Origin of the sequence: Bradyrhizobium sp. PMVTL-01 (genome assembly GCF_051861855.1) — a bacterium.
Taxonomy (GTDB): Bacteria; Pseudomonadota; Alphaproteobacteria; order Rhizobiales; family Xanthobacteraceae; genus Bradyrhizobium.
The window spans coordinates 117907-133477 of sequence record NZ_CP193983.1 but is presented as its reverse complement, the minus strand read 5'-3'; the positions used below and the strand labels follow the sequence as shown (position 1 = coordinate 133477).

Below are 15571 nucleotides of genomic sequence, written 5' to 3'. Positions count from 1 at the left end.
CTGAAGGGGCCTGAGACCTCCTGCATTCTGCTTGGTGGCGTGTAGCGACGGAGGCGGACAGATAGGGCGCCGAGATCACGACCTCGGAGGCGGCGGGAAGCATGGCGTTTAGAGCGCAAGGCAGGCGCACCGCGGGCGACGCGCGCTGCATCTTCGACTAGACTTCTAAGTTTTCCAATTCTGAGAACTGGGAGGCGAGCTCGCAAAGTCGTTGCAGATAAAGCATTGCGCGAGAGATTCGCATAAATGTCCTCCGAGCACAAACCTGAGTCAGGGCATTCATGGAACAGAAACCGACACGCCCAGGCAACCTAGTGGTCGGACTGATCAAAGGTGCACCCCTTCGTTAGCCGGCCCAAAGGTGGCCGACACGATCGATAGTTTATCGAACGATAAATAGCAAATCGTATTGCCGATTGGGCCGGCGTTCGTTTTGCAGCTCTCAACCTCGACAAATAGCGAGGTCGCCAGACCAAATGATTGTCCGGGATCGCTGACTTTAGCGCGCTTGCGTGCCGGGAGCTCCGTCCGACGATTTCATCTACCCCGCGGCTTTCGGCAGGACGGAGCGAACACCGCCGAGGAAGGTTGCTATCTTTGCGTCGATTATTGAGTCGACGTCGGCTTCAAGAGGCATTGAATAGATGAATTGGCGAACTCCGAGGTAGAAGATCGCGGCGTGAAGTCCCCACACCATCTCTATTTCAAGGACAGTGACCGGGACTTTGTCGATTGACGGGCGCCCATACTCGGCGCGAAGCTCTCCAATGACACGCTCGAAGGCGCGTTCCCGCAGCATTTTGAGGTAGCGAGCATTCAATCCGAGATCTTTCAGGCCGGCGAACATAAAGAGGCGAATCCACTCGTACGTGAGAATGACCTCTGCGTACTCCCGGTAGAAGTGGACCAGTCTGGCTTTCAATGGGACCGAGCGATCGGTAATGATTTTCTCCCAAGATGGCTTCCACCGCTCCACGAAGACTTCTTGATAGACGCGTTCAATAAGGGCCTCCTTGCTGGGGAAATAGCGATATAGGAGGGGCTGGGTTATCTGCAGCCGCCTGGCGAGCTCGCGGGTCTGCCCCTCGAACCCGTGCTCAGCGAAAAACGAAACGGCTTCTCGCGCGATTATGGCTTCGCGTTCGGACGGATCCAGTCTCTGTTGTTCTCGAATCGGCGTCTTCAGACGCGCCTTATGGCCCTGTTTCACACCTGATTCGCCCGGTTTGAGTGCGCTCCCCCTCATTCATATACCGATTTGCGGCAAGCGCCGATGGCCCGACGGCAATCACGCTTTGTTTATCAAATGATAAATAATTCTTGACTCACGTCAGCGCCGGCACAATAATTGATCAAACGATAAATAGCGCGCGGGAATGTTGCCCGGGCCGTGAGCCAAGGGAGGAAGCATTGAAGGACAATCGCCACAAGTCACCAAAGGCGCTCGTGATCGGCGGATCAATGGCTGGCCTGTTCGCGGCCCTGCTGTTACGTCGCGAAGGCTGGAGCGTCGATATCTATGAGCGTATCGGCGCCGAACTCGCGGGACGGGGTGCGGGCATCGTGACACATGCCGAGTTGTTCGAAGTGTTGGGTCGCGCGGGCATCGATAGCAAAGCGGCAGCAGTTGGCGTTACGGTCCCGGGAAGGCGCGTCCTGGATCAGGACGGCCAAATTGTCGGCGAGCTTGGGCTCCCACAGGTCTTGACCTCCTGGGGACATCTCTACCGGCTCTTGAAGGCTGCGCTGCCTGCGGAATGCTATCATCACGGTCGAAATCTCCAGGACGTCACAGAGCTTGACGACCGCGTCGTGGCACGTTTCTCGGACCGGTCCGAGGCATCTGGGGATCTTCTTGTCGGCGCCGACGGTATATTTTCGAGCGTCAGAGCGCGGCGTGCGCCCAGCGTTCGGCCCGCATACGCCGGTTACGTCGCTTGGCGCGGCCTCGTAGACGAACGAGAGCTTTCGCCTCGGACGCGAGCGGAATTGTGCGATTGGTTCGCCTTCAGCCTGCCTCCACGAGAACAAATGTTAGGCTATCCTGTCGCCGGAGCTAACGAGGAGATGGCCGTCGGCGAACGCCGGTTTAACTTCGTTTGGTACCGTCCAGCCGATGCTGATCACGGATTAGGTGATCTCCTAACGGACGTCGATGGCGTCCGGAACGAAATGTCTATTCCCCCGACAAAAATCCGATCTGATGTGATCGCCTCGATGCGGCGAGACGCGCAGAGATTGCTTGCGCCGCAATTTGCGGAGGTCGTTCGCCGCACGTCTCAGCCCTTCATTCAGGCAATCCTTGATCTGGAAACACCGCGCATGGCCTTCGGGTCTCGAACGGTGATCTTGGGCGACGCGGCCTTCGTGGCCAGGCCACACGTAGGGATGGGCGTAACAAAGGCCGCCGCCGACGCGGCGGCCCTGGTAGACGCATTGCGCAGTCATCCCGACGATCGGTGCGCTGCGCTCGCGCAATTCGAGGCAGCTCGAGTTCGATTCGGATCCGCTGTTGTTCGTCGCGCTCGCGACCTCGGCGCGTATATGCAAGCGCAAATCGCAACTGTTGAAGAACGAGAAAAGGCTGAGAGACATCGCAGCCCTGAGGCGGTGATGGCCGAAACCGCCGTCGCGACAGGCATCGCCGCGTAAGCGAATTCTGGGAGGGAGGACAACGACCAATGAACCTACAGAGCATACAGAATCACCCCGCGTTCAGACAGCTTGCGACCGAACGCTCGCGTCTCGGCACTGGTATGTCGATCGTCATGGCGACCGCGTACTTTGCCTATATCCTGACCGTCGCATTTTGGCCCCGCTTGCTTGGCCTTCCATTGTGGAGCGGCACCGTAATCACGTGGGGCGTTTTGGTAGGTGTCGGCCTGATCGCGCTCGGCTTCGCCCTGACGGCGATCTATGTCCGTCGAGCCAACTCCCGCTTCGATAAGCTCAACAAGCTTTGTTTAGAGGATCTCCAATGATGTCGCGCACGGTATGCGGAGCCCTATTCGCAGCAGCATTTACTGCCTTTTCCCATCCCTCAGCGGCTGACGCGCTCACTGCTACGTCTGGCGACCGGCAACCGTTGAACGCGACGGCTATCACAATGTTCCTAGCCTTTGTTGGGGTCAGTCTAGCGATTACATGGTGGGCGGCCAGACGAGGCACGAGCACAGCTAAGGATTTTTACGCCGCCGGCGCAGGCCTCAAGGGATTCCAGAACGGACTCGCGATCGCCGGCGATTATACATCGGCGGCGACTTTCTTGGGCGTCACGGCGCTGGTCTACAACTCCGGCTACGACGGCATGATTTACGCTATCGGCTTCCTCGTGGGTTTCCCAATGATTTTATTTCTGATCGCCGAGCCGCTGCGCAACTTGGGCCGCTACACGTTCGCCGACGTAGCTGCGTACCGGCTATCTGAGGTTCCGGTGAGGGCGGTTGCTGGTGTTAATACCCTCGTCATCGTGATCTTCTACCTGATTGCTCAGCTGGTGGGAGCGGGCAAGTTGATCCAGCTGCTGTTTGGCCTGCCTTACGCATATGCAGTGGGCATCGTGGGTGTGCTGATGATGGTCTACGTTACTTTCGGGGGCATGCTCGCAACGACCTGGGTTCAGATCATCAAAGCAGTGCTCTTGATGTCTGGCTCGGTGCTGATGTCGATCCTGATACTTGGTGAATTTGGCTTTAGCCTTGAAGCTCTCTTCCGAGAAGCCGTCACTTTGCACCCGAAAGCCAACGCGATCATGGCTCCCGGCGGCCTGGTCAAGGATCCGATATCGGCAATCTCTCTCGGACTCGCTCTCATCTTCGGCACAGCCGGGCTGCCGCACATTCTCATGCGGTTCTTCACGGTAAGTGATGCCCGTCAGGCTCGCACTTCGGTGTTGGTCGCGACCGGGTTCATCTCGATTTTCTATAGTTTACTGTTTGTGTTGGGCTTTGGTGCGATCGCGATCGTTTCGGCAAACCCCCAGTTTCGAGACGCGTCAGGCGCACTGCTCGGGGGTGTCAATATGGTAGCCTTGCATCTGGCGGACGCCGTTGGTGGTTCACTTCTGCTCGGCTTTATCTCGGCCGTGGCATTTGCGACCATTCTCGCAGTTGTATCCGGACTAACACTGGCGGGTGCCTCTGCTGCGAGTCATGATCTCTACGCGCGTGTAATCCGTAAGGGGCGTGCTGATGAGAAGGAGGAGGTGCTCGTCTCGAAGATCGCCGCGGTCGCAATCAGCCTGTTATCGATGGGTCTGGGCGTCGTCTTTGAAAACCAGAATATCGCGTTCATGGTGGGGCTGGTCTTTGCGATCGCCGCGAGCGCAAACTTCCCTGTGATACTGTTGTCGATCACCTGGCCGAATCTCACGACGCGAGGCGCCGTGAGCGGATCGGTGGTTGGTCTGCTAACTTCAGTGGGGCTCGTAGCTCTCAGTCCCGGGGTGTGGTCGGTCACATTCAAACTGGGACCGGCGCCGTTTCCTTACGATAATCCGGCTCTTGTCTCCGTTCCATTGGCTTTTGCTGTGTCTTGGCTGGTTTCAGTGTTGGACCGCAGCACAGCGGCAGCATCTGTTCGGGCCTCGTTTGGTGCGCAGCACGTGCGTGCTCAGATTGGGCTAGGCGTCGAATAACGTAATCGATCTAACTCACCAAGGGAGTTCCAACATGAGTGTTACTGCGCCGGAAAAAGCCGAGACCATTTGGCCCGATCTCATTCGTAAGGAGTTCGAGACCAACCAGTTCAACGGACGCGTCGGCACGCGGCTTCTATCTGAAACGGAGCGCGTTCGAGTTTGGGAAATTCGACTCGCTCCAGGTGAGCGTATTGCGTTCCATCGTCATGTACTCGATTATTTCTGGACGGCGGTAACTCCTGGCAGCGCGCGCTCACACATGCAAGACGGCACGACGGTGGAAGCCATCTACCGCGCGGGTGATACACGTCACTTCAAGTACGGAAAGGGCGAGTACAAGATCCACGATCTCGAAAACACGGGCGTTAACGATCTCTGGTTCACCACGGTGGAGTTTCTAGATAGTGCGAATGAACCAATCAAGCTCGATCAGGAAGCATAGCCTCGCGAGCCCAGGTGGCCTAAGCTCACACCAAGTTCGGGCGTCGTGTCGCGAATTTGGCCGAAAGGGCCACCAGTTGTGACGTCTATCCGGCCTTGGCAGTGGCGGGATGATGAGGCGCAAAAACCGAGACGGCAGCGGTGAGCAGTTCCGTTGAGGCCGCCGACGTGTGCAGCGGATCGCTTAGGCGTCCACCAAAAAGGTGTCCATAGCTTGAAAGACGGTCTGCTGTGATCCCGGCTTGCCCATGCAAGCCGATGAGATTGGAGTGGATCTGCTCGCGATTGCTAATGAACGTCTGCATAAATGCGGTTCCGACTTCCCCTCCGAGCAAGCGGCTAGTCTGCATGAACGCACCGAGCGTGACCGCGTATTCAGGCTTGATGTGCGGGGACGCGAAGGCGGGCAGCAAGGGTGGTTACTATGCGTGAGCGCCGGTGCGCGGAGTCGGGGAAAGGGGCAATCGGCTGCCTCGGTATTGGAACACCGTAGTATCCCGGAATCCCATAAAGTTGCGCTCATTAATATAGAAAATCTGCGAGCCCCAAACTTTTAGCCATTTGATTCCGGAGCATGTTCGATTGGGGGGCCGCGCGTAGCTCGTGGGAGATTGCTTAGTGATCCGGCGCGGCATCCTTACTGCAGAAGTGCTTGCCACCATCCCAGCGCTCGTCGCACAGGGATTGCGTAAGTCTGAGATCGCCGAACGCCTCGGCTGCAAGGAAGCTACCTTGCAGGTGCGATGTTCGAACGCAGGCATCAGCCTGCGGCCTCGCAAAAAGATGCAGCTTCGGCCCGGATCGCCACTCACCTTAAGCCGCGACACTCTGACCAGCTTGCGCGCTCGGGCGGGTTTTATGGGCTGCACCGAGTCTGAACTCGTAAGCGACTTACTCAAAGTGATTGCTCAAGATAATCTTTACGACGCTGTTCTTGACTCGGCACCGTTGCAGCCTGGGCCGCAAGAATCGATTGCGATGGCGCTGCCGGCTGGATCAACGTTTAGGACTGGAAAGCATCTGAAGGAACTGTCCTAGCTAGCGTATATAGCCGTAAGGCTGGCGGGCCTTGCACGGCCCTTAAGCGAGGGATCACTTGGTACATCGCCGGGTGACTCCGGTTCTTAACCTTGATCCAGTATTTCGATCGGCCGGCCTGGTAGGGTCGATCACGGTGTTTCGAGACGATTCCTTCCAGGCCCATTTTATAGGCCGTCCAGCCCGATCTCGCTTGCTCAAACGGGCTGACGAAGATGCCTTCTGGACGCCGCGCTAGCAGGCGTGCTTCGAGCTCGTTCCCGCGAATTTTGGTGTGCTCCAATATGGCGGTTGGTGGCTGACATTTTGACTGACATCGCTGTTGGTGCAGAGCGGACGTCAGCGTCAAGGGCGAGGCCGACGCAGCCCCTTCCGCCAGACGTGGATAGTTGTCCGTGAACCGGCTGCAGGCGCTCCGGACTACGGCGAACGCCGCTGCCGCCTGAACGACCTCGCCAAGGAGCATTGTGCCGGCAATGTATTTCGGCGTTGCGCTTTTCCAGAGGCGTAGGAACAACTTCCGTTCGCTAGGCGATCGGTATCCGACGGTGCTAGGCATGGTAGTCGGCGATAGCTGATATGGTCACACCCGCTGCGAGGCGATGAACGTCTGCGCCTAGGCAAAGCTCCGTTCCGGGATTGAGCAGCGCCGCCGAACCGCCGGCAACACCATAGCGCAGCGCAGTGTCAAGGTTATCGCCGTTGGCCAGGCTCGACACCATCGCCCCAAGGAAGCTGTCGCCAGCCCCCGAAACGCTGACCGGCTCGATGGCTAGGCCATTCGCACGCAAGGCGATGTCGCGCGTCAGGAGCAACGCACCGCCGGGACCCAGGGAGAGCGCAATGATCTCGATGCGATACCCGTCGAGCAGGCGCCGACCGGCCTCCAAAAGCGAAGGCTCGTCGGCGCAGCTGATCCCTGCGAGCTCCTGAAACTCCCGAAGATTGGGCTTGATGAGATAGACACCCGCGTCCAGCGCGGATTTGAGCGAAGCACCGGATGTATCCACGATGACCTTGGAGGTCGCTTTCGATGCTCGAACGACCTTGCCGTAGAAATCAGCCGGTGCCCCGGGGGGCAGGCTACCACTTGCGATGACGAACGCAGCCTGCGGACTGACGCGCGAAATTGCGTCGAGGCACTGCTGCCACTCAAAGTCCTTGAGGAAGGCGCCTGGGAAAACCAGTCGAAACTGCTCCCGACTTGTCTCGTCGAAAATAGTGATGTCTTCGCGGGTGTCGTGCGATGTCGGGATCACGATGCTGCGCACGAACTCGCGTTCAACCAGCGCTGCCAAGGTTTGCCCGGTAGCGCCGCCGGCGGGATAGATTGCGGTCGCTCCGAGGCCGAGCCGATTGAGCACTCGGGCCACATTGATCCCACCGCCACCGGGATCGCGCCGAGCCTCGGCGCAGCGCATCTTCGTGTAGGGCACCATCTTCTTGACCGAAGTCGAGATATCGACAGCCGGATTGATGGTCAGGGTTACGATTTCGAGTTGCGCTATCTCAGCCAAGGCCTTCTGCCTCCATCAGGTCGCGAAGGCGGACGAACGCGACGTTCGTCATCCAGAATGAGACAGGCTGGTATCGATTCAAGGAATTTCGGAGGCTCCCCGAAGTTACTTTCATCATCGCTGCATCCCTTGATCAGCCCGGCATACATTCTCGGTGTTCGCCGGAAGGCGTCACGCTGCGGATTTCGCCTGGTTGGTCTCGGCGTCGGACACCACGGCCATAGTACGAAAAACGCTCAGGGGATTGACGCTGATCGAATCGATGCCGAGCCCGGTCAAGTATCGTGCAATCTCCGGATAGTTCGCAGGCGCTTCGCCGCAGATGCCGATATGGCGACCGTTGCGCTTGGCGCCGACCACCGCCTGCCGGAACATCTCCAGCATTCCCGGGTCGCGCTCGTCGAAGTCGAAGGCCACGATATCGGAATCGCGGTCGACCCCCAGCGTGAGCTGGGTGAGATCGTTGGAGCCGATCGAAAAGCCGTCGAATAGTTCCGCAAACGCATCGATCTGGATGACGTTGTTCGGGATCTCGCACATGACGTAGATCTCGAGCTCGTCTTCGCCGCGCTTTAGTCCATTGGCTGCCATCGTCGCGATCACGCGGTGACCTTCAGCGACGGTTCGGCAGAATGGGACCATGACCCGGACATTGGAAAGGCCCATCTCCTTCCTCACCAAGCGGAGGGCCGCGCACTCGAGAGCAAACCCTTCAGTATAGGCCGGATGGCTGTAACGAGAAGCGCCCCGGAATCCCAGCATCGGATTCTCCTCTTTGGGCTCGAAGCCTTCCCCGCCGATCAGCCTGGCATATTCATTGGTCTTGAAATCGGAAAGCCGCACGATCACCGGCTTCGGATAGAAGGCCGCCGCGATGGTGCCGACGCCTTCCGCCAATCGTTGAACAAAGAAGTCGGCGGGACTCTTAAAGTCACGGACCAAGCGGGCGATCTCGGTCCGCGCCTTAGCTGACTTGATCTTGTCCTGCTGCAGCAATGCCATCGGGTGAACGCGGATATGTTCACTGATGATGAATTCCATCCGGGCGAGACCGACTCCGGCTTGTGGCTGCATCGCCGTGCGGAACGCCATTTCCGGCGTTCCAACATTCACCATGATGGCCGTGCGCGGCTGCCGAATCTCGCTCACCGATGTCTTGGTCACGTCAAACGCAACCTTCCCCTGATAGACGCTTCCGACGTCGCCCTCGGCGCAGGAGATCGTGACTTCAGTTCCAGTCTTGATCCTTTCCGTCGCGAGCGTGGCCCCCACCACGGCGGGAATGCCCAGCTCTCGCGCCACGATTGCCGCATGGCAAGTGCGACCGCCCTTATCGGTGACAATGCCAGCGGCGATCTTCATGACCGGCTCCCAATCAGGACTTGTGGCTGGCGCCACCAGGATCTCGCCAGGCTTGAAAGCCGCGAGATCGCGCCCGGACACGACGCGGCGCGCACGTCCTGAAGCGATCTTCTCTCCCACCGCCCGACCGTGGACGATCACCGAACCTGGTTCCTTCAGGTTATACGTCTCATAGACGTCTGCCGAACGCCGCGACGCGACCGTCTCAGGCCGGGCCTGAATGATATAAAGCCGTCCGTCGGCGCCGTCTTTGGCCCATTCGATATCCATTGGCGTCGGGACGCCGGCGTGTTTCGAGTAGTGAGCTTCGATCCGGACCGCGATCTCGGCAAGGCTCAGCACTTCGTCGTCCGAGATGCAGTATTTCTGGCGTTCGGCTTCCGGGACCTTACGGGTGAGCGTTGCATGATCGCCGCCCCGTTTGCCGTAAATCATGCGTATCTGCTTGGCGCCTAGCCGGCGCCGCAGCACCCGGCGGTATCCCTGGCTCAGCGTCGGCTTGTGGACGTAGAACTCGTCCGGATCGACCTGACCTTGCACGATTGTCTCGCCAAGGCCGTAGCAACCGGTGACGAAGACGACATCACGAAAGCCGGATTCGGTATCGAGCGTGAAGACGACGCCGCTGGCCGCCAGATCGGATCGCACCATTTTCATCACGGCGACAGAAAGCGCGACCTTGAAGTGATCGAAGCCATTATCGATGCGATAGGAGATCGCGCGGTCGGTGAAAATAGACGCAAAGCAGCGCCGGCAGGCCTCGAACAACTCCTTTGGCCCGCGCACATTGAGAAAGCTTTCGTGTTGGCCTGCAAAGCTCGCTGTCGGCAGGTCCTCGGCCGTTGCAGAACTGCGGACGGCCACTGCAACTCCGGTCCCGGCCTCACGTTCAAGCTGCCGATAGGCTTCCTCGATCTGACTGCGGAGGAGGGGCGTGTCGATCGCCTTGTATATGACCACGCGTGCCTTGGCCGCCTTGCTGGCGAGCTGCCTGATGTTGCTCTTGTCGATCCCGTCGAGGAAGTGATGCAGCTCGTCCGCAACGTTGTCTCGCGATAACGCTTCGCGATAAGCGTCGGTCGTAATCGCAAAACCGTTCGGGACGACGATTCCTTGCGAGGCGAGGGCAGAATACAGTTCGCCCAGCGAGGCGGTCTTGCCGCCGACCAGATTGACGTCCGCCAAACCGATTTCGAGGAACGGTCTGATATAATTGGTCATGAACGTAACAGACCACGCCGTGCCCGTCTGGGCTTGAGCCAGGTCAATCCTTCCTAGGCAATGATGCGCTGTGCTTGCTCAAGCCATACCCGCGGTGAAGAAGTGGCTGCTCTCGGGGTGGCCGCCCGAGCCCGCTGGATAGTGAGCGCGACCAGCGGCGAAACCAAGCACCACGCCCGGCGTCCCAGGGACGCCGTTTTGCGCCGCAAGCTGCATCCGAACTACGGACAGCTTGCGCCATTCAGCCAGGCATTGCCGGGGGTCCCTTGATCTAGCGCAAAAATTGGGACGGGGCGCGGATCTTGCAGATCGAGCAGGAATCCGAAGTCGAACAGCATTTGAAGCGTTGTGCTGGCTTCTGACCGCAAGGCGAACGGCATTGTCTTGATCCCGGCGCCCTCGAAGCTCGTCGAATACCAGATTGACGCAATCGTAGCGTTCCTCGAGGCCTTGCAAGCCGGACGGGCTCGCTTAGACCCCAGCTTACCGTCACAGTCGTGCCGATCAACGCTTTAGTTCTGACCCTTTTAGACTGAGAATGTAGTTCGCGAGAGCGTCGGCCTCAGCGGGCGCGATGACAAGGTTCGGCATGTTCTGGTGGCTGCTCTTCAGGAACACTTTGAGCGAAAGCGCTGTCGTTCCGTGCCTGTTCGCGATTGCCGCGAAACTCGGTGCCTGATCCGACATTCCCGCCATGTGCGGTTCGATTGCATGACACGGCTTGCATCATGCTTCCGCGAGGCGTCGTCCCTCCAATTCGCTATGTGCAAGAAGCTTAGATCCGTCCGCATTGTGCACGCGAATGAGGAAAAAAGTCGCCAACGCGATCAAAATCGCGAGGCTGACGCCGAGTCGGGTGCTGCGGAACATGTTTTCTTCTCAACTCATGATCGGGACTCGTACGAACACGCGCAGGTACTCGCATCGCCAAGAACTTTGCCGATCAATCGCTGCGGCGAGGGGAGTGCCTTAGCGGGAGACGCGATTCCTCAGCATGTGATTAAGTCGGTATGTCCAAAGCCCTTTGAGTAGTCGAGCAGGGAGACGATCGTCGGTGTCAGGCGGAAGACGCAGACATCCGAAGTTTTCGGCATGGCAAGATCAAGGCCCTTTTGGTTTGGATATCGCGAGATCAGGAGCCGCAAGGCTTTTTCGAATTCGGCGGGATCCGTTACGAGCTTCGCGTGTGCCGCCATCGACAGACCGGCGATGTTCATCACTTGGGCAGGATCGTCGTCCACCGTTAGCGAAACCCGATCGTCCCTCGCCAGGTTAGCTGCCTTCTGGCCGTCTGCTCCACAAAGGAAATAGATAACGAGCCCGTCATTGGCGTAACCGACCGTGGTCACCTGAGGCCAGCCGTCAGATCGTAGCGTCGCGATCCTCGTGGTCCGGTGCTGATCCAGAAGCCGAAGGATTTTCCGCCTGAACGTTTCGTCCATTGGTCGCCTCCGATTTTAATCAGTGTAGCCCCGAAGTGGCTTGCATGTTTTGAGGCAGGTCAAGTATTGGAGAAGCCGGCCGTGAAGCCTGGGCGCGATCGGCCCGCCTACCCCTGAGGGCAATTGCACCAATCGCTTCGGGAGGTCGCGGCGCCATTTGGCCGTCATACTTGTCACTATAGCCGCCCTGTCACTCACCCTTGAGGTGCATCAAGCTGGCCTTCAAGGGCGGTGAGATCGTGCGGGTAGGAGGGCTGCTTCCATGCGTCGATTTGCCATAAAAGCCCTATTCGCGGCCATGGCTTTCAGAAGAGCCGGGAAGTATCGAACCGATTGGGATCGAAATATTTTGATCTTCTCGACGGCGGTGACCGTCGGATTGGTTGCACTCTATGTTTACGGGAAGGCGACCTCGCGTTGGTGAACTGCTTCCGGAAACGGACTGCGTCAATTCAGGAATCATCAAAGCCGAAACAAGCTCCGCAACGTGGCCGTCTCTAGGGCTGTGGCGTTCCGCGCATGGTGTTGATCCTGCTCAAGGAACGAAGCTGATTTCGGAACAGAGTAATCTGCATGTGAAAATGTGGAACCAAATCATGCCGTTCGAGCGAGCCCTGAGGTGGAGCCTGGTCGCGATCGCAATCGCGGGATTGACCACGGGTATTCTTGCGCGAGCCGCAGGGCGTCCTGATCTGGCCGACTTTGCCTGGGCGATCGGCACGGCGCCCGTGATAGGAGGACTGGCGGTCTCGATTGTCAGGGATTTGCTGGGCGGTCGCATGGGCGTCGACGCGATCGCACTCTTGTCGATGAGCGCGGCATTGGCCCTCGGCCAGCCGCTTGCCGGGGCCGTGGTGGCGTTGATGTATTCCGGCGGCAACGTGCTGGAGGATATTGCGACCGCGCGGGCTGAGCGCGATCTGAGATCACTGGTGGATCATGCACCGCGCCGGGCACATCGGAAGATTGAGGAGGGCATCGAGGAGGTGCCAGTCGAGGCAGTCTCGGTCGGCGATCAGCTCCTGGTACACGCCGGCGAGATCGTGCCGGTTGACGGCATCGTCGGTTCGGCTGTGGCGACCATCGACGAGTCCGCGGTCACGGGAGAGCCGATTCCGGTCGAGAAGACACGAGGTAGCTCTGTTCTTTCTGGCACGCTGAATGCGGGCGAGACGTTCGAGTTGACCGTGACCGCACCGGCTGGCGAGAGCACCTACGCTGGTATTGTGCGCATGGTGACGGCGGCGCAAACGACGAAGGCTCCTTTTGTCCGCTTGGCCGACCGCTATGCGCTGATCTTTCTGCCGGTGACGCTCGTCATCGCCTTCCTCGCGTGGCAGATGTCCGGCGATCTGACGCGCAGCCTCGCCGTGCTGGTGGCGGCGACACCTTGCCCCCTCATTCTGGCCGCACCGGTCGCCTTCATTGCCGGCGTTGCGCAAGCGGCCCGCCGTGGAATCTTGGCCAAGGGCGGAGCCGCGCTGGAGGCGCTTGCCCGCGCGCACACCGTCCTGTTCGACAAGACCGGCACCCTGACGGTGGGAGGCGCGCGGTTGCTTTCAGTTGAAGTCGCTCCAGGGAGAAATCCGGACGAGGTCCTTATGCTGGGCGCATCGCTTGAGCAGGCTTCGCATCACGTCCTCGCAAAGACGGTTGTGGCTGCGGCCGTCGACCGCGGCCTGAAGCTGAAGGCGCCTGAACAGGTCAAAGAGATCATGGGCACCGGCTTGTGCGGCCTGATCGAGGGCCGCCAGGTAACCGCTGGCTCGCGAGAGCTGCTTCGCTCACATGCCGAGCTGTCGCCGTGGGAGCTGCGGGCAATCCGGCGCGCATCTTGGCGCTCGGCGTTGATCGTCTTTGTTGCCCTAGACGGCTGTCCGATCGGTGCGTTGCTGCTGGCTGACGAGCTGCGGTCTGATACGCCGCGAGCGATCCGGTTGCTGCGCGATGCGGGCATCGCGCGAATGGTCATGGTCACGGGCGATCGCGCCGCAGCGGCGCAGGCAATCGGAGCGGCGCTCGACCTCGATGCCGTGCTGGCGGACCGCGTTCCCTCTGACAAGGTCGAGGCCGTGCGCGCTGAACAGCGGCTGCATCCGACCATCATGGTCGGCGATGGTATCAATGATGCACCTGCGTTGGCCGTGGCCGATATCGGGATCGCGCTGGGCGCGCGCGGCGCGAGCGCCTCGTCCGAGGCGGCTGATGTGGTCATCCTGACCGACCGGCTTGATCGCGTGGGCGAAGCGATCATAATCGCGCAGCGAGCGCGGCGTATTGCACTCCAAAGCATCATTATTGGGATGGGACTGTCGATAGCGGCCATGGCGGCCGCCACCGCTGGCTGGCTGGATCCGGTGCCGGCGGCGATCGCGCAGGAGGTGATCGATGTTGCGGTCATCCTGAACGCGCTGCGGGCGCTCACTCCAGCCCATGGGAACGCCGGTCCTCGGATATCCGCAGCGCAGGGCTTGGCTTTGCATCACGATCATCAGGCTCTGTTCAGGGATCTCGACCGGCTCCGCAAGATCGCTGATGCGATCGACGATGCGACGCCAGATACCGCGGCGGCCTTGATCGAAGAGGCTCATCGCCTGGTCCAGGGCAGCGTCGTCAAGCACGAGCGCGACGACGAGGGCAGCGTCTATCCGAAGATTGCAGGGGTCCTGCGAGAACGCCATGGCCTTTCGGCAATGAGTCGCGCGCATCGTGAGATCTTGCACCTTGCGCGGTTGCTCGCGCGGATCGCGGCTGATCTGCCGTCAGAGAAAATCGACCGCTATCTTGTCCGAGACGCCCAACGTGTAATCGAGGCGATCGAAACGCTGGTGCGTATGCATACGGCTCAAGAGGAGGACATTTACGAGGCCGTGGCCGCGCAGTAATCAGCTTTGCGAGCTTTACGCAACCTGAGCGCCAAGTAAAAAGGCCTTGTTCGTTAGGACGCTAACTCTTTAGACTAGCACACGGCCAATACATCTCGGGCAGCTGGCATCAATCGCTAACGGCCTGGCCTGATTTACTTCAACTTTCGGCGATCTAGCTGAGGACTTGCTATTTGCCTATCCGATCGCGAATGACGTGAGCAGACATGCCGCTCCGTGGATCGCAATAAGTCAGGCGCGAGGTAGACCTGCCGCGAGCGCGGCGTGAGACCGACCGGTCCTGGCTTCTCTCCGACCTCCGTAGAAAGAGGGGTTTTTACACGGCCGAGACCCACTTCGGACATCACGGTTGGCAGGCGGCGCAGCAAGCGTCCCAAGACCGCTCATCAGCGGCGCTGTCGCTTGCTACTCTTGCTGAATGCGGCTCAGATAATCGATAACAGCGAGGATGCGTTTTCGCACGACGACTTCGGGGTTTTGCTCCGGTCCAGCCTTCTTCCAATAGTACGGATCAACATAGTGAGGCAAGTTGACGACGGGGTTGAATCGCTCTCCCCAAACTGGCATTTCGCGAGTGCCGTGAGCTGGAATTGTCTTCAATCCGTTTATAGTCTCATAAACAGCGTCCATAGGAAATACGCCGTGGTTATTCTTGGCCAACATCGTCAAATCGGGAGGCGGTATCCTAAGTTGGCTGCTAACCGGTCCTTTGCCCCTCGCGTCCGCACCATGACAGCTGGCGCACGAAGATTGAAATTCTGACCTACCGATGTCGAGGTCTTCGGCCTGGGCTGCGGCGGCGAAACCAGCGGTCAGACCGGCCATTACTAATTTTCCACCAAAGATCACCATGTCGCACTCCGACGCTGGTTGGGAAGATGTAAACTATTAGCGGCTTCGCACCCCGACAGTTTGACGCGCATCAAGGCTGGCTTCCGGCTTAAGCTCATAAGTGGTTTGAGATGCAGCCGCTCCTGTGCATGAGCCCCGTTTGTGGCCCTAAGGCGATATCGAGGGGCGTCTGGC

Annotated in this window: 12 protein-coding genes; 6 read left to right on the top strand and 6 right to left on the bottom strand. The window is 59.3% G+C overall.

The features are described from left to right. Positions 1-541 precede the first annotated feature (541 nt). Entirely contained in the window at positions 542-1246 is a 705-nt protein-coding gene (locus ACRQ5Q_RS41560) for a TetR/AcrR family transcriptional regulator (protein ID WP_439400100.1), read from the bottom strand. 164 nt (positions 1247-1410) lie between these two features. On the opposite strand from ACRQ5Q_RS41560, the gene ACRQ5Q_RS41555 reads away from it, so the two are divergent. From ACRQ5Q_RS41555 to ACRQ5Q_RS41540, 4 genes are read left to right on the top strand one after another with little or no spacing between them, the layout of a single operon-like run. After that, entirely contained in the window at positions 1411-2652 is a 1242-nt protein-coding gene (locus ACRQ5Q_RS41555) for an FAD binding domain-containing protein (protein WP_439400099.1), read from the top strand. A gap of 29 nt (positions 2653-2681) precedes the next feature. Further along, on the top strand, positions 2682-2981 hold the full coding sequence (locus tag ACRQ5Q_RS41550; RefSeq protein WP_439400098.1) for a DUF485 domain-containing protein: 300 nt from the start codon (positions 2682-2684) through the stop codon (positions 2979-2981). Continuing rightward, positions 2981-4636 carry a cation/acetate symporter ActP gene (actP, locus tag ACRQ5Q_RS41545; protein ID WP_439400511.1) on the top strand — a complete coding sequence of 552 codons (1656 nt, stop codon included), beginning with the start codon at positions 2981-2983 and terminating at the stop codon, positions 4634-4636. Before ACRQ5Q_RS41550 ends, actP begins: the two co-directional genes overlap by 1 nt. Positions 4637-4670: 34 nt before the next feature. Next, entirely contained in the window at positions 4671-5081 is a 411-nt protein-coding gene (locus ACRQ5Q_RS41540) for a hypothetical protein (protein WP_439400097.1), read from the top strand. A gap of 85 nt (positions 5082-5166) precedes the next feature. On the opposite strand, the gene ACRQ5Q_RS41535 is transcribed toward ACRQ5Q_RS41540, so the two are convergent. Then, a complete protein-coding gene (locus ACRQ5Q_RS41535) occupies positions 5167-5385 on the bottom strand; it encodes a hypothetical protein (protein WP_439400096.1) in 219 nt (72 codons plus the stop codon). 313 nt (positions 5386-5698) lie between these two features. On the opposite strand from ACRQ5Q_RS41535, the gene ACRQ5Q_RS41530 reads away from it, so the two are divergent. Beyond that, entirely contained in the window at positions 5699-6118 is a 420-nt protein-coding gene (locus tag ACRQ5Q_RS41530; protein ID WP_439400095.1) for a hypothetical protein, read from the top strand. Positions 6119-6669: 551 nt separating this feature from the next. On the opposite strand, the gene ACRQ5Q_RS41525 is transcribed toward ACRQ5Q_RS41530, so the two are convergent. The 3 genes from ACRQ5Q_RS41525 to ACRQ5Q_RS41515 all read right to left on the bottom strand — a co-directional run bounded on the left by ACRQ5Q_RS41525 (position 6670) and on the right by ACRQ5Q_RS41515 (position 11660). Then, the gene (locus ACRQ5Q_RS41525) at positions 6670-7635 is read right to left on the bottom strand and encodes a 1-phosphofructokinase family hexose kinase (protein ID WP_439400094.1); all 966 of its coding nucleotides are present in this window, start codon (positions 7633-7635) and stop codon (positions 6670-6672) included. A gap of 171 nt (positions 7636-7806) precedes the next feature. After that, positions 7807-10218, bottom strand: a complete 2412-nt coding sequence (gene ppsA / locus ACRQ5Q_RS41520; protein WP_439400093.1) for a phosphoenolpyruvate synthase — start codon at positions 10216-10218, stop codon at positions 7807-7809. A 989-nt stretch (positions 10219-11207) separates the two neighbouring features. Next, the gene (locus ACRQ5Q_RS41515; RefSeq protein WP_439400092.1) at positions 11208-11660 is read right to left on the bottom strand and encodes a pyridoxamine 5'-phosphate oxidase family protein; all 453 of its coding nucleotides are present in this window, start codon (positions 11658-11660) and stop codon (positions 11208-11210) included. A 596-nt stretch (positions 11661-12256) separates the two neighbouring features. On the opposite strand from ACRQ5Q_RS41515, the gene ACRQ5Q_RS41510 reads away from it, so the two are divergent. Next, a complete protein-coding gene (locus ACRQ5Q_RS41510) occupies positions 12257-14545 on the top strand; it encodes a heavy metal translocating P-type ATPase (protein WP_439400091.1) in 2289 nt (762 codons plus the stop codon). A gap of 405 nt (positions 14546-14950) precedes the next feature. On the opposite strand, the gene ACRQ5Q_RS41505 is transcribed toward ACRQ5Q_RS41510, so the two are convergent. Further along, positions 14951-15397 (bottom strand): c-type cytochrome, encoded by a 447-nt coding sequence (locus ACRQ5Q_RS41505; protein WP_439400090.1) that lies wholly within the window; start codon positions 15395-15397, stop codon positions 14951-14953. Positions 15398-15571 lie beyond the last annotated feature (174 nt).